This is a genomic window from Nostoc sp. (genome assembly GCF_036917815.1).
In the GTDB taxonomy this organism is placed as follows: Bacteria; Cyanobacteriota; Cyanobacteriia; order Cyanobacteriales; family Nostocaceae; genus Nostoc.
In genome coordinates, this window is sequence record NZ_JBALEK010000065.1 from 158,650 (window position 1) to 173,671 (window position 15,022).

At 42.4% G+C, this 15,022-nt stretch carries 11 protein-coding genes; 5 read left to right on the forward strand and 6 right to left on the reverse strand.

Annotated elements, in window-relative coordinates; genetic code table 11:
* Positions 1–59 precede the first annotated feature (59 nt).
* Positions 60–965 (reverse strand): DUF2382 domain-containing protein, encoded by a 906-nt coding sequence (locus tag V7K97_RS20725; RefSeq protein WP_334802882.1) that lies wholly within the window; start codon positions 963–965, stop codon positions 60–62.
* Between the two features lie 301 nt (positions 966–1,266).
* Positions 1,267–2,109: a DUF2382 domain-containing protein gene (locus tag V7K97_RS20730; protein WP_334802883.1), complete on the reverse strand. Its 843-nt coding sequence runs from the start codon at positions 2,107–2,109 to the stop codon at positions 1,267–1,269.
* Positions 2,110–2,725: 616 nt separating this feature from the next.
* On the opposite strand from V7K97_RS20730, the gene V7K97_RS20735 reads away from it, so the two are divergent.
* Positions 2,726–3,460, forward strand: a complete 735-nt coding sequence (locus V7K97_RS20735; protein WP_334802884.1) for a DUF1995 family protein — start codon at positions 2,726–2,728, stop codon at positions 3,458–3,460.
* Here the strand turns inward: V7K97_RS20735 and V7K97_RS20740 are convergent.
* Both V7K97_RS20740 and V7K97_RS20745 read right to left on the reverse strand, forming a co-directional pair.
* The gene (locus V7K97_RS20740; RefSeq protein WP_334802885.1) at positions 3,457–3,702 is read right to left on the reverse strand and encodes an element excision factor XisI family protein; all 246 of its coding nucleotides are present in this window, start codon (positions 3,700–3,702) and stop codon (positions 3,457–3,459) included. The genes V7K97_RS20735 and V7K97_RS20740 overlap by 4 nt on opposite strands.
* Before the next feature lie 94 nt (positions 3,703–3,796).
* Positions 3,797–6,814: a zinc-dependent metalloprotease gene (locus V7K97_RS20745; RefSeq protein ID WP_334802886.1), complete on the reverse strand. Its 3,018-nt coding sequence runs from the start codon at positions 6,812–6,814 to the stop codon at positions 3,797–3,799.
* 634 nt (positions 6,815–7,448) lie between these two features.
* Here V7K97_RS20745 and V7K97_RS20750 point away from each other — a divergent pair.
* From V7K97_RS20750 to V7K97_RS20760, 3 genes are all read left to right on the forward strand, one after another.
* Positions 7,449–9,218 carry a pentapeptide repeat-containing protein gene (locus V7K97_RS20750; RefSeq protein WP_334802887.1) on the forward strand — a complete coding sequence of 590 codons (1,770 nt, stop codon included), beginning with the start codon at positions 7,449–7,451 and terminating at the stop codon, positions 9,216–9,218.
* Between the two features lie 383 nt (positions 9,219–9,601).
* A complete protein-coding gene (locus V7K97_RS20755; protein WP_334802888.1) occupies positions 9,602–10,672 on the forward strand; it encodes an LOG family protein in 1,071 nt (356 codons plus the stop codon).
* 676 nt (positions 10,673–11,348) lie between these two features.
* Positions 11,349–11,861 (forward strand): hypothetical protein, encoded by a 513-nt coding sequence (locus V7K97_RS20760; protein WP_334802889.1) that lies wholly within the window; start codon positions 11,349–11,351, stop codon positions 11,859–11,861.
* Positions 11,862–12,036: 175 nt separating this feature from the next.
* On the opposite strand, the gene V7K97_RS20765 is transcribed toward V7K97_RS20760, so the two are convergent.
* Complete coding sequence (locus tag V7K97_RS20765) at positions 12,037–12,618, reverse strand: thioredoxin family protein (protein WP_334802890.1); 582 nt, start codon at positions 12,616–12,618, stop codon at positions 12,037–12,039.
* 136 nt (positions 12,619–12,754) lie between these two features.
* On the reverse strand, positions 12,755–12,970 hold the full coding sequence (locus V7K97_RS20770; protein WP_334802891.1) for a chlorophyll a/b-binding protein: 216 nt from the start codon (positions 12,968–12,970) through the stop codon (positions 12,755–12,757).
* Between the two features lie 435 nt (positions 12,971–13,405).
* Between V7K97_RS20770 and V7K97_RS20775 the strand changes: the two genes are divergently transcribed.
* The gene (locus V7K97_RS20775; RefSeq protein ID WP_334802892.1) at positions 13,406–14,899 is read left to right on the forward strand and encodes a thymidylate synthase; all 1,494 of its coding nucleotides are present in this window, start codon (positions 13,406–13,408) and stop codon (positions 14,897–14,899) included.
* The last annotated feature ends 123 nt before the right edge of the window (positions 14,900–15,022 follow it).

Here is a 15,022-nt window from a genome sequence, read left to right on the forward strand (position 1 = left end):
CACCTGCACTGTGTAGAATTAATTATTAGTCATTAGCAGTAACTAATGACTATATTTCCTTAGCGTTCTTCGATGGGAAGATTACCAGAATTCACATCTAACTCTTCACGACGCACAGTTTCTTGAGTTTCAACTGTGTCTTGATCTACCACTTTTCTAACTCTGACTTCTTCACGCAAAAATGCTTCTTTACGAACATCAGCAGTTTCTTCGTGGATTTCTATGCGAGCAACTTCGCCTTCACGGAAGTCTGCTTCGCGTCCAGAAACGGCAGTACCGGCATCTGCTGGAGTTACACGTTCAATCACAACTCGTTCTCTTTCCACCGGCACTACAACCCGTGCAGTATCAGTTTCAACACGCTTGCCAATAGTTACTTCCCCGGTTTTTTGGCGTTTTTTACCAGCAATCAGCCGTTCTTCATATAATTTTAGAGTTTGATGATCTTGATCATTTAACCCATATAAAGAAGGCTCATTCTCGTAAGTGTAGCTATCACGCGCGTAAGTTGGCTTTGTATCCAATGGTACTACAGGTGTTGGTAAAGGGTCTATAGGTGCTAAAGGGTCTGTAGCTGCTAAAGCTTCTAGAGGAAGAGCGTAGTCTGTGGGTTGGCGATATACCCCACGCACCCGTTCTTCATAGTCGTAATCAAGGGTTTGGCGTTCATTGAACTCAGGTAAATCTTCTGCTTGTTCTCTAGTCAAGCCAATTGTATAGACGCGATCAACGTTATAGTCGATACGGGCACGACCAAGTGGTAGTAATACTTTTTTACCAAAAATCCAGAAGCCTAAGTCAACGACTAGATAGCGAAAATGACCTTCTTCATCAACTAAAACATCGCTGACAGTGCCGATCTTTTCATCAGTTCCTTGTGTATATACACCCAGTCCCTTAATGTCATGACCATCAAAATTATCCTGATAGCTAGGCTCAAAATCTTCTATTTTGTAAAGAACCATTATCTTTAACCTCAAATATTTTTTTCATCTCATAACAACTAAGTTAGACATTTTTTTATTTGTGTACTTCCTTCTGGCGAATGAATTATTTCCATAGTTAAATATCGAAAGTTATAGATATTTTTATCAATATGCCTAAAGTAGGCACAATTCATGAATTGTGCCTACGTCATTTTAACGAGATATTCCATAAGTCGGGAATATTATTGTTGAATAAAGAAACACAGGCAGAGAGAAAAATTAACTTTGCCTGTATGATTATTTCCGATAAATCTACCAAACAAATTGATTAATCAGCTACTTAAATAACTTCATGTGTAGTGGTAGCATTTCCTTGGACATTTAAGTTACCCGCAGTATCAACATCTAACTCTTCTCGACGAATGGTGTCTTCTGCTTCCACAGTGTCCCGTTCTACTACTTTCTTAATCCGCACTTCTTCACGCACAAAGGCTTCTTTATGTATCTCAGGGGTTTCTTCGTACACTTCTATGCGTGCTACTTCCCCTTCTTGGAACTTAAGTTCATTGGGATCTACAACCTTTCCTGCTTCTGTTGGCGTAACGCGCTCAATCACAACTCGTTCTTTTTGAATAGGTACTGCAAGGCGTACAGTTTCTGTTTCAATGTGCTTACCAACCGTTACTTCTCCGGTTTTAATGCGGTGTTTGTTGGCAATTAATCGTTCTTCATAGAGTTTAAAAGTTTGATCGGATTGGTCTTTCAATCCGTATAAATCTGGATCTTCCTGGTAATTGTATGTATCACGATTATAAGTCACAGCGTTGCTTGGAGAACGAAATACACGACGGACATTTTCTTCATAATCCTGATCAACGATCGCGTCTTCTTTATACTCAGGTAAACTCTCTACTTCCTGTTTGCTTAACCCATCAATATATGCGCGTCTTGCCGGATAATTGATTCGAGAAAGACCAATTGGTAGTAATATTTTCTTGCTGGCAAAATCTAAGCTTGTCTCAATAATTAAATACCGAAAATGACTATCATCATCAACTAAAACATCAGCCACTGAGCCAACTCTCTCTTCTCCCTTAGTATAAACATCCAGGGCTTTAATATCGTCTCCGCCAAAAGTTTCTCGATAATTTGGGTCAAAATGTTCGAGTTTGTGAAGAGGCATAAGCTGTTCCTACACTTGTTTATTAGAGGATGTTTTAAAACTGGTTGGCTGTACTTTTAGGCACTTGTTGATCCCCCCTAACCCCCTTTTTAAGGGGGAAGAATCAAAGTCCCCCTTTTTAAGGGGAGCCACTGCCGTCTTGGGGTCTCCCCAAGTAGAGCAAGTGGCGTGGATTTAGGGGGATCTAAAACTTTTTACTACCGACCAGAGGACTTTTAAAACATCTTTTAAGGTTTATTTACAAGTATAAAAAATATTTGGCTAAGTCTCGTCCTGCTGGGGACTGAGTTTAATCGAGTTATTTGATGATTTATATTAGGGAAATACTCAAGTAAAACCCTATTCATAATCAATAGATATATAACTTTAGTTATAAAAAACCAGATATTGTACTGGTATAAAATATTTTTTCAACGGGTCGTGGCGATGTCTACGACGGGCTACGCCAACGCACAATGGCGATCAGCAAATTTCTCACCCATGCTATTGACAAAATCCCTAAGAGATGTAATGAAATAGCCCTGCTTTTGAAAGCGTTGGGGGATCTGCTCTGCGTAACTGCTAATTGAGAGCTAATACTGAAACAATGGGAGTAGACACTACAGCACCCTACATTATGAGTGAACTTCCAAATAGTCTTGAAGATGCGATCGCCCAATCTCGTATAGCCGTCCAAGCTGCACTTGCAGGTGGCTGTACTCGCATACAAGTTGAGTTCCTGTTCCCAGAACTCAAGTTCATGCCGGTGGCGGAACAATTTCTGCCCGTGTTTACAGATTATGATTCGCGTTTGAAGATTTTCTTTGCTGATGCTGGGGCTGCGGCCTTAGCCCGCCGCAATTGGGCTGATGCACCATTTCAAATTTTGGATATTGGTACTGGTAGGGCTGCTTCCTTGCAGACAAAAATTCAGCCAGAGGATGAAATTTTCTTATTCATCGCCCCGACTTCCGTAGAAGTACCGCAGTTGGAAAAGTTGTGTGAAGTAATAGGCGATCGCCCCTTAGTCTTGTTAAATCCCCGTTTAGAAGATTCTGGGGTTGTGGGTATTGGTTATACAGCTAGAAAAATCCGCGATCGCTTTCTCAATACCATTGAACCCGCCTATTACCTGCGCCCTATAGATGATGAAAGTGCCCTATATCGCTGCTACCCAGGACAGTGGGAAGTTTGGCTGGAAACCAACGGTGAATATCAAAGAATTGCCGAATTACCGACAAAACCATCGGGTGATGAGTTGGATCTCATCCTGATGAAGGGACAACCGCAAACAACAACAGACGGGACACCTGCGAGAAAGCCCAGTGTGTTTAAGAGTTTGCAACGGTTTTTAAAGGCGTTGAGTAGTTAGGAAAAAGCAGAGGTAGCAGAGATAGATTTTATTATCTGCTGCCTCATTTGGAATTTTTTATACATAAACTTAATGCGAAAAACCCTATGTCTATTTTGCCAACCAATATATATCAGTTGGTAATGGTCTTGTTCTACGTCAAAAATTGTTTGAGCTTCAATTTCATTATTAGAAGAGGCGCGTTGAGCATATTCTGTAATTAATTGACGAATACACTTTCGATATTTATCTAAATCTGCCATCGGCTAATTTCCTCCGTTTGGTCAAATAAGACTTGTCGAACTCACATTAACGTACAGACGCGATTAATCGCGTCTCTCCTAACTCCTAACTTTTTTAATTCCCCTGCAACGGGGCATTCAAGACTTTCTCAATGCGATCGCGCGTTTCTAATAAATGCGCTTTGGTATATTCATCCTCGGAATTAACCCCCTTGAGTTTCTCATCAAGCTGTTTGAGTTTATACCACGCCAGAGTGCGAGCATCTTCTGGGACAGATTCTTTCCGCAATACCATAGCCGTCAAAATGTCCAGATATTGACGCTGCAAGCCTCGCCGCAAACTGGCAATCTTTATTGGTTTGCCTTTTGGTTTGATTATTTCTGTCCAAATATCTGATTGTAAAGTGTCAAATAGTTCGGGAAGGGTCAGTGCTTGTCCTTCGTGAGTTTTGAGTTCAATATCCTTGAGGCGAGAGAGGCGATCGCCTGAGAGTAAATCCCGCAACACGGAACCCTGCATGAGTAACACCAAGTCATGAATTGGAAAATCCAAACGGCCAACTTTTGGAGAACTACCCCAATGTCGCCAACGGGAAGGTGCTAATTTATTCAATAGTTCTGGTGAAAAGCTCAAAGCATCTTCTGCAAATACATACTTTTGCAACGTTTCTAAAGCTTGCCGTTGTTCTTCAACGGGTACTGGTTCAAATGGTAATCGGTGTTGGCTGACTCCAGAAGGGATCTCGCTAGGGTGAATGCGATAGAAAGATTGTCCCCCGATGTATTTTGTGGTGTAAAATATTTGCTGGAAATAGTTCCCCAATATTGTGCTAAAACGTTCGCTCACATCAGTATAACTATCACCAGCTATTGGGAAACGTTTATCGATACGTTCCCACATCACCCGGGCATTATTCAACTGCCACTGAGAATAAAGCAGCACATTACTGCTGTTATCCCAAGCATCAGCAGTTGGATCAAGGTCATACACATCTTCATCTGTGGAATAACTCAACTCTGGCTTGTAGGATTGGGCAGCAATTTCTTCTAAAATTGGCTTTTCTGCTATGGGAGTTGATGTCTGAATTGGCATATAGCCGTACTTAATCGCCCATTCATCATAAGGCCCCACCATACTGGGAAAATAATCTCCCTGTTTTGTACCTTGAGGAGCAATATTTGGGGGAATGTAGTCCATTACGGAACTTGTCAAACCTTTCGTTTTGGTAATTTCCGTATTATTCATATCCTGTGGTGCTAACAGTGTACTACCACGGAAGTTATGACGTAAACCAAGGGTATGTCCAACTTCGTGAGCGATGATTAAACGTAAATATTGATTGATATATTCTTTCACCTGGTCTGGAGTGGCCATAGTATCAGGCAGCAGTGACATTGCCAGGGAACCAAAGGCAAACTGATTAGCAGCTTCCATCCCGTAACATAAATCGTACTCGCCCGCCATTTTCGATAAACGATTTAACAACCCCTGTTGCCCTTGCATTTGCTGGGGAACACCATTGTCTTTCGCATCTAAACCATTAGCGCAAAGTAGACGATTTTGCATCAAAGCTGATAAAGTAATGCGGTTATTTTCTGTTTGGCTGGGTTGGACAATTTTGTGATATTCACTTTTGAGTGCCCTGACAAAACTGGCATCTACGAGAATGTCTGCATCCAAAATTTCCCCTGTCAATGGGTTAACACGGGATGGCCCCATTGCAAAATAACCATCGACTGTGTTAATCCAACGAATCGTGTTGTAACGAATATCTGCCGGGTCCCAGGTGGCATCATCTGGCATTTGGCGGACTTCAATTGCATCCTTGAATCCCGCTTTCAGAAAGGCTTTGTTCCACATGAGAACGCCTTCTTTCATAGGATCGCGGTACTCTAAAGGCACAGCATTATCAATCCAGAAGACAATTGGTTTTTTGGGACGAGAAATTACTGCTTTCGGGTCTTCTTTTTCTAAATGCCAGCGATTGATGTAGCGGACAAAAGAATCGCCGCGATCGTCTTTGGATAAATCTTGGTAGGCGGTGATGAAATAGCCAACGCGATCGTCTGCAAGGCGCGGTCGATAATCTTGATCGGGTAGTTGGGAGAGACTGTAGTGGACGCGCAGGGTAAAGCCCCGCTTGTCAGGTAGCGACCCAAAACCTGGTACTTCACTGTTGGGTTCAGTGCCACCAGTGAAATTCAAAACTGACTCAACTTCTAAGTTTTGAGGAAAAGTTTTAGCAGTACCAAAATAGGACTGATCTGTGCTTGTTGCTACTCCTAAACTTACAGATAATCCAGCTAAGTCTGTGAGTAACAAATCGCCCAAGTCGATCAGAATAGTTTTGCGTTGTGGATGAATGCTTTTAATGGAAATGCTGTAGAGAACAGAGTCACTAAAAGATCGGGCTAGCGATCGCACCTGGGGATCTCCCTCACGAGTGCGAAAATTCACATTGCGGATCACAAAGTGTAGTTTATCATCCACCCGTTGGAAATAAAACAAAAAATCTTGCAGGGGCATACCACTGTAAATACCCCGTTCGCCAATGCCTGATTCCAGGGTTGTGGTGGCTAGGTAATTTTTATTAAGTTGCTCTGGCTTAATTTCTAGATAAATTTTATTCTTTTCTTTATTCCGATAAAGAGTAAATAATCCCCCTAACTTTTGGGTGTCTTTGACTACTTCATCAAATGGCTGTAACTCATCCTTTGCTGTTGGTGTTTTGCTAGTATTAGGCTTGATCGTCGGTTTTTCTGTGGGTTTTGCAACTTCTAAAAATGGCTGCTGTCCTGCTTTTTTTAGGTCTTTTACTACCCAAATAAACGGTTGAGGCTGTGCGTGTTTATTTTGATTAACTACCCAAACTTGCCCTGAAGGTAGCCTCTCTTTCTGAGAAATATTGATATTATTTGGTGATAAAGCTGAGATTTTAGTTGAAGAAGTTTCTATCGTTAACTGACTATTGGATTTCTCTCCACTTCTGGCTGTAAGCAAACCTTCTACAACTCTCTGGTTGGCTGAAAACCCTGGCTCAACTATGTTAACAGATGGTGAATTGGCCCTAGCTGTTGCTACTCCTAAAAACAAACCATGTAACAAAATAATATAAAAGGTTAATCTGTTCATCCCATTCATCCCCGATAACTATCCCGTCGCTAATTTTTAACTTTTGCAAAGCCACCCAGCATAAATTCTGCGGATTCTCTAAGTTGCTTTATATTAAACAGCAAACTTGGGAATTCAATTTTAGTTGATATTTTTCAGCTTTGGTGTGCTGTTTTAGTGTAGGATTTTTCCTAACAATTGCTGTCCGACAAACAGGAAGTGTTATTTTTACATCAGACCAGTAAATCTCTTGGCAAAAAAGTATCACAAATTAGCCAAAGCATGAAAATTACTTGATTTTTGAAAGAATTTAGAACTTACGCAAAGCGGCTTACCGTAGGGTATTGCCTCTAAGAAGGAAATTAGGGTTTCGGCTATTCTTTGCATAAGTCCGAAAATTTTTAAGCTAACACTTGATTGACATCACCAGAAGAAGCTTAAGGCGACTACAGATGAGTGAGAAACTGCCCTCCAGGAACGCCGTTGGCAAATTCACAAGAAGTAGCCTGCTGTAGACATCGCCAACTCATGATTTTTTGACTATAGTATTTATTTATACTATTTATTTTTGGAAATGAAAAGCAAACTAGCATAGTAAATTTTTCAATTCAGGATTATCAAAAACAGTCATTTAAATGTAACAACGGACACAGAAATGTCAACATATTTATCTCAAGTCTGGCAGCTGCTGAGAAATTATGTGAGAGGTACAAGGTTGCAAGAAATGCCAAAGACCACATTTTTAGAAACAGAAGCAGTTTTACCTCTAGGAAAAAGTATTAAAGAACCAGACAAAAGCGTTAAATTTGGTCAAGATAATTTACAGGAATATTTATCCTCTCCAATACTGCAAAAAAGCTTAGAAAAATGGGCAATACCAAGTAGCAGCTTGACTTCTCAGATAGACGATTGCACATTGGGCACTTTACCCTCTGGGTTTTGCTTTAGAGTGTGCGATCGCCAGATGCATGAAGAGATTTATGATTTACTGGGCAATGGCGCATTGAAACCAGAAATAGTCAACCAAGTAATGGAATTGGTTGTAACTAGTAAAAAAATTCGCCCAGAACTGCTTTTCTGGCGGCTAGAAGATTTTTATCATCGTTGGTGTCAGGGAGAATTTATCGACGGGACACCAGATGATAACCTACCTCAGAAAACAAAGTTAAAGTTAGCGACACAAAATATTGCCATCGGGTTGAGACAGGTAGATATATATACAGGACTGAATGTACTGATTTTACTGTTAGAGTTACACCGTTACGCCCAAGAGCGAGATGAACTCAAACAAAAAATCACCTTTTATCCATCTGCTCAACCAGACACAGACAATTTTTTCACATCCCAACTGCTACGGATCATCAATTATAGCGATGCCCTGGAAATTGGCAACTTTAGCAGTATAGTCGGGCAATTCCTCAAAGGTGGCAACTTCACGGGTGCTTATCTGGGCGATGCCAACCTTACCGGGGTAGACTTTAGCGGTGCCGACCTCAGCCTTGCTTATCTCGGCGATACCAACTTAACTGGCGTAAACTTCAGTAATGCCAACCTGAGCGGTGCCAACCTCGGCGATGCCAACCTGAGTGGTGCTAACCTGAGTGGTGCTAACCTGAGTGGTGCCGACCTCAGCAGCACTAACCTTATGGGTGCAAACCTTAGCTGTGCAAACCTGAGCCGGGCCGACCTCAACCGCGCCGACCTTAGCAGTACCAACCTCAACCGCGCCGACCTCAACCACGCTGACCTCAACCGCGCTGATCTCAGCAGTACCAACCTGAGCCATGCAGACCTCAGCAACGCCATTCTTTTCGGTGCGAATCTAAGTGAAGCTAACCTTAGCAGCGTTAGCCTCAGCCATGCCGACCTTTGCCGCGCCGACCTCAGTGGTGCTGATTTGAGTCACGCCATCCTCAATGGTACTAACCTTAGTGACACAATTCTTTTCAGTACCAATCTGAGTGATGCCATCCTTGTTGCCGCAGACCTCAGCTACGCCAAACTTAACGGTGCCAAACTTAACAATGCCAGACTTAACGGTGCAATGTTCTTAGGTGCCGACCTCAGTGGCGTAGACCTGAGTCGGGTGATTCTGAACGAAGCCGACCTCAGTGGGGTGATTCTCAGTGATGCTGACCTCAGTGGTGCCGACCTCACCGACGCGATCCTTTTCGGCACAGACCTCAGCTATGCCAACCTGAACAGTGCTAACCTCAGTGGCAGTAACCTCAGTGGTGCTATCCTCAATGGTGCCGATCTCAGTCATAGTAATCTCAGTTACGCCATTCTGGGTGGTGCTGATCTTAGCGATGCGAATCTCCAAGAAATGACTTGGGGTAAAAAGCAGCAGTGGGAAGGTGTGCGGGGATTAGAGACAGCAGTTAATGTGCCGGAGGCGTTGAAAGAAGAACTGGGGCTGAATTGAGAAGACAGGGGGATAGGGACAGAAACAGCTGCGATCGCCTTTTCTCTTCCTCCGTGTCCTCTGCGCCTCTGCGGTTCGTTATTCTTAATACATCCCATCAACCCCAAATTTTACACTAGACTCTAAATAAGCAGTAATTACAAGAGTCCCAGCGAATGAACAAGCGTTTATCGCAAACCTGGCAGAAGTTTCGGCAATCCTTCTCAGTCGAAGAGACTTTAAACAGTTCCAATATCAAAAGATGGGAATCTCAGCTTGAATAATGACTAATACTACTCAAAGCCAGTTCTGAGTTTGCTAACTCTACATCAGAGGGCGATCGCCCGCTTGCTAGAGTGTGAGTAGTTCACGTAGAATATAGTGCCATTGTTGCAGCAGTTCTCATGACCTCATCTGCGTCGTTTGACACATTAGAGTCTTTACAGGCGGATATCGCTGAATTGATCGTTCGTTTACCGACATTAAAAAATCGGCAATTTATTCAGCAAGCACTTGCGACTATTGTTCGTCTAGCTGATACCGAAATTGAGCGTCTCGATTGGAAAATCTTGTCGGCGGCGTTAGCAGATATGGAGCGCGGTTTCCAGCTTTTTTATGATTACCGACACGTTCGCAAAGTCACCATCTTCGGTTCTGCTCGTCTAGCTCCAGATACACCAGAATACCAAATGGCCGTTGAGTTTGCTCGCGCTGTTTCTCAATTAGGATTTATGGTGATGACCGGTGGTGGCGGTGGAATCATGCAGGCGGGTCACGAAGGCGCTGGGCGAGAAAATTCCTTTGGATTAAACATTCAGCTACCCTTTGAACAGGAAGCAAACCCGTTTATAGAAGGTGATCCCAAGCTAATTCACTTCAAATATTTCTTTACCCGCAAGCTGTTTCTGCTCAAAGAAAGTGATGCTGTAGCCTTGTTTCCGGGAGGCTTTGGCACTCAAGATGAAGCATTTGAATGCATGACATTAAGCCAAACTGGTAAATTTGGCCCAGTACCTCTAGTTTTAATTGACCATCCTGGTGGTGATTACTGGCGCTCTTGGAGCGAATACATTGATAAGCAATTAGTGCAAAATGGTCTTGTCAGTCCTGAAGACCCCAGCCTTTACACGGTGACAGATAACCTAGATGTGGCTTGCGATGCCATTACTCGTTTTTACCAGGTTTATCACTCCTGTCGATATGTAGCCAATCAGTTAGTAATCCGCCTGAAGACAGATATATCAGACGCTCTTGTAGAGCAACTCAATGCTGATTTTAGCGACATTATTATTCAAGGACGGATTGAAAAAAGTCAGGTATTACCTCAAGAAGCACAAGATGAAACTGTTGGACTACCTCGCCTGATTTTGTACTTCAATCAACGCGATTTGGGGCGCTTGTATCAGATGATTGCCACAATTAATCAGATGGGTACTCCTTCACCAGAGGATGCAGCGCATCCAGAAAGAAAGTAGCTAATGAATTACCTCTAGTTCAGGCGAAGCCAACTAGAGGTTTCTACATCCTCTAAGTGGCAGCAAACTGTATTTAGTAAAGATTAAATCTAGTGCTTGAGTGAGATCGCCCCTGTATGAGCGATGTCTTGATGCTGGATTACAATAAATATTGTGCCAGAGTTATTCGATTTAACCTTGAGCTAAAGTAGTCCACTGAATAATAAACTTGTCACCAAGGTCTTCGTGAGTTTCTACGGTTATAACAGAAGCCGACATTAGGATACACTGGCTTTTGAGTACACCAGAAGTTCATCAATGACTTACTTTGTCGATCGCTGATGGTGACTTCGTTCCTAGCATCCTATGGCCTTTGGCTGTAGGAAAGTTACTCAACTCTACGACAAGTCTCCGTCAAGAAGGTTTCTTAGCATCTAAAACTACTCCCACTGTTTTGAGGCTATAGCCTTAGAATATTTACAAGCTTTACTTACAAATTAGCTCTTTCTACAAAAAGTACCGTTTTTGCTGTGCAAGCTGAAATTATACCTGTTTCTATCCAGATTTGTGCAGCTTAACAAATCAGTGCATTCATTAATATTAAGCCTGTTTTACTATTTAGTTTCTTATCCTGACCTATTAGACTCCCTAGTGTTCATTTCATTTTGTTCAATAGCTATTAGCCCTTATCGCTCCCATGCTGACCCATCACCGCAAGCCCGTGTGCTTATCACTTATTTCCACTGACTTACCAATTTGGTCTGTTGTTGAAACTGCCGGAACATTGTATCAAAAAGATACTGATAGATTCCATTTGCTGCTGACCGCACCGCCTGTAATTAGCTGCGAAGTAGAAAGTGTGGTAAGTCCAGAGGACACACTTCCCCAAAGTCAGAGCAAAGCTTACGCCCCTAACAGTCCCAGAATTTTGTGGCTAGAGATTTCCCCTTACCGGGTAATTATGACTATGCAAGGTAACGGTCAAGTGAGTTACCGCCACTTTTGGGAACAGGGCGTTTATGGCATTAGTCGCTATTGGTTGCCAACTGAGTCATTGCAACCTCACAATCCTATTCGTTTACGAAATTTTACTAGTAGCCTAACTCTCAACGGACATCCTTTACCAGAACATTTGCGTCTGGAATATGAATTGTGGGCAGAAAAAGTCCAGCTAGGATGCTACATTCTTAATTTGGAAATTAAACACTGAGCGGTGGGGGGAGTTGGGAGTTGGGAGTTGGGAGTTGGGAGTGGGGAGTGGAGAGTGGGGGAGATGAGGGAGACAAAGAGAATAACCAATGCCCACTTGCCCTAAGCGGAGCCGTACCACTTCGTGGAAGCAAGCTACGCGTAGCGTCTCGTAGAGAAGGGATGCCCAATTCCTTTCAACCAAAATAACTAGGTTGGTTCCCAGGTTTCCATTTAATGTTGCAACCAACACTCGGCTTTTGCTCACTCGTGACAGGTTTACCCGCTAGCACTGCTTCAATGGCTGCGCGTAAATCTGCGCCAGTTACAGGTTTACCATTACTGGGGCGACTATCATCTAATTGTCCCCGATAAACAAGTTGGCGTTCGCTATCAAATACAAAAAAATCTGGTGTACAAGCTGCTGTGTAAGCTTTTGCCGTTTCCTGGCTCTCGTCGTAACATAAGGTAAAATTAAACCCTAGTTCTGTGGAAAATGCTTGTAACGACTCTGGCGCATCATCTGGATAATTCTTGGCATCATTCGCACTGATGGCAACGATCGCTAAATCACTTGTAAAATAATCTTTTCCTAACTGCACTAATTCTTTTTGGACGTGTTTTACAAATGGGCAATGCCGACAAATAAACATTACCAACAGCGCTTTTTTATCTGCAAAGGTCGCAAGCGAAGTTGCCTTTCCAGATACCACTTCCGGTAGATGAAAATCTGGCGCTTTAGTGCCTAGAGGCAACATAGTTGAAGCTGTTAAAGCCATAATTTACCTGATAACTTGACGCTGATAACTAACGGCTTTTGCTATCAGTATATTTTTACTCTACCACTAAGTTTTCCATAAATTAAGAGGCGGTAAATTTACCGCCTCTTCTGTTGAGAATTATATAAATTAGCTTTTACAGACTTGCCAAAACACCGATGATCCCGTGTCCTGTGAATACTTCTAATGCTATCAGAGAGACAAAACCAATCATTGCTAAACGACCATTGAGCAGTTCTGCGTAGGGAGTGAAGCCAGTGCGATCGCCTTGCTCATCTATATAAACTTTTGGTTCGATCGCAAAGTTGTTCAGTTTGCCTTGGTCGTCGATTATAGCAGTGTTTGTACGCATGGATTTTTCCCTGTCTTCTCTTTATGTAAACAACTGTAACAAAGACATTAATATTTGTAAAGCAAGAATAGCGATTTGGTTCTGGAGGAAGCACTAGAGAGAGGCATAACCCTATCTGTAGCGAGGAAAAAGTGTTCGTAACATTTATGAGAAATTCAACTCACTGGTAAAGACATCCCTTGCAGTATCTCCTGCATCTGAGGTTAACGTGAGTTCGATGAACCTCTCCCTCCCAGCCTCCCTCTCCGAAACGGAAAGGGAGGAGCAACGAAAAATTTAGCTTTTGGCTCCCCTCTCCGCGTCGGAGAGGGGCTGGGGGAGAGGTCACATAAGACTTGTCGAACTCACATCAGGTTAATTCCAAGAAACAAATTGCCAAACTAGTGTTAATTTCCATTGGATGGTAAACTAGTTAGGTTTTACTTTTAACCAACGATGACACGAACGGGTCAAGTAACCCAATTTCATTACCAGGCACAGCACAAGCCCAACCAGCTAATCTATGGACATGGGCAAACAGCAGTGATTACAGGGTGGACGGTGAAGCAAGCGATCGCTAAACATCTGCAACCTGAAGATTATGCTGTCATTGGGCAACTATACTCGCCCACAAGAGGCATAAACTTACTAATTCGCAATTTGCTGTTAAATCCCCACGTCCGCTATTTGGTTGTCCTCAACGCTACAAAAGAAGACAAGAACGCTGGTGCTGGAGAGTGCTTGCTAGACTTTTTCCGTAATGGTGTTGAAGAAAATTTAAGCGATACTGGGCGAAAATCCTGGGTAATTCGCTCTGCTATTCCTGGTTATATTGATATTGAAATTGATATTAATACGCTAGAAAAGCTGCGACATTCTATAGAGTACAAAGAAGTCAAATCAATTACTGAGGCAGTTACTCTAGTTCAATCTTATGCTCAATTAGAAGCACTTTCTCCTTGGGGAAGGCCTGTAGAATTTCCCATATCGATCATTGAACCAACTGTTTTACCAGGGCCACGCTATGGACATCGAATAGAAGGTAAAACTATAGCCGAAACTTGGGTAAAAATCATTCATCGGATTAAGACAACAGGAACAATTAGGCCAACTGGCTATGATGGGCAATGGCAAGAATTAATTGATTTAATAGCAATTGTTACTGATGAGCCGGCTGATTTTTATTTTCCTGAGCCGAATTATTTGCCAATTGACCGCCCTTTTCTGGAAGAATACGTTTCGCAGATTTTAGATGACGCACCTTATCGGGAAGGGTTGAAATATACTTATGGTCAACGTTTACGTTCCTGGTTTGGGCGTGACCAAATTGACCAAGTGATTCAGAAATTAATCGGAGAAATTGATGCTGCTAGTGCAGTGATGAATTTATGGGATGTCAAAGACCATGAAAAAGGTGGTAGCCCTTGTCTGAATCACATTTGGTTGAGAGTGGTTGATAATGAATTATCACTAACTGCAACTCTTAGAAGTAATGATATGTTTGCTGCATGGCCTGCAAATGCAATGGGATTAGTAGCTTTGCAACGACATATTAGGGATGAAATTGCTAAGGGTTCTGAGTATGATTTGAAAATGGGACCACTGATTACTATTAGTCAGTCTGCTCATATATATGATGATACCTGGGACAATGCAGAGAGGCTAATTGCAAATCAATACGCTGCAATTTTTAATCAGCGTAGCTATTATGACCCCTCCGGCAATTTCCTAATTGAGGTTGATGGCAAAGAGATATTCATTACCCACACAACCCCTGGTAGTGGTGAGGTGATTAAGTCTTATCGTGGGAAAAACCCCCTCAGCCTACTAAGAGAGATTTGTGCTACCTCTCCAGCAATTCAGCCTGAACATACTGGTTATTTAGGTATCGAACTGCAAAAGGCTAGTAACTGTATTAAAAATGGCAAGGCTTACATTCAGGATCAGTAAGCGAAAAAACTGTAATTCATATAAATAAACAGCAATACTAGGGTGGATATTGAGGGGCTAAATCTATAAGGTAATTTGCAAGTATTGAGTTTGAATAAAATAGCTATATCTTCGAGAGCAAAC

Bases quoted from the DNA above. Each gene is read 5' to 3' on its own strand.
- V7K97_RS20730 (WP_334802883.1), bottom strand. From the start codon at position 2,109: ATGCCTCTTCACAAACTCGAACATTTTGACCCAAATTATCGAGAAACT.
- V7K97_RS20755 (WP_334802888.1), top strand. From the start codon at position 9,602: ATGACCTCATCTGCGTCGTTTGACACATTAGAGTCTTTACAGGCGGAT.
- V7K97_RS20745 (WP_334802886.1), bottom strand. From the start codon at position 6,814: ATGAACAGATTAACCTTTTATATTATTTTGTTACATGGTTTGTTTTTA.
- V7K97_RS20750 (WP_334802887.1), top strand. From the start codon at position 7,449: ATGTCAACATATTTATCTCAAGTCTGGCAGCTGCTGAGAAATTATGTG.
- V7K97_RS20740 (WP_334802885.1), bottom strand. From the start codon at position 3,702: ATGGCAGATTTAGATAAATATCGAAAGTGTATTCGTCAATTAATTACA.
- V7K97_RS20725 (WP_334802882.1), bottom strand. From the start codon at position 965: ATGGTTCTTTACAAAATAGAAGATTTTGAGCCTAGCTATCAGGATAAT.
- V7K97_RS20760 (WP_334802889.1), top strand. From the start codon at position 11,349: ATGCTGACCCATCACCGCAAGCCCGTGTGCTTATCACTTATTTCCACT.
- V7K97_RS20765 (WP_334802890.1), bottom strand. From the start codon at position 12,618: ATGGCTTTAACAGCTTCAACTATGTTGCCTCTAGGCACTAAAGCGCCA.
- V7K97_RS20775 (WP_334802892.1), top strand. From the start codon at position 13,406: ATGACACGAACGGGTCAAGTAACCCAATTTCATTACCAGGCACAGCAC.
- V7K97_RS20735 (WP_334802884.1), top strand. From the start codon at position 2,726: ATGAGTGAACTTCCAAATAGTCTTGAAGATGCGATCGCCCAATCTCGT.
- V7K97_RS20770 (WP_334802891.1), bottom strand. From the start codon at position 12,970: ATGCGTACAAACACTGCTATAATCGACGACCAAGGCAAACTGAACAAC.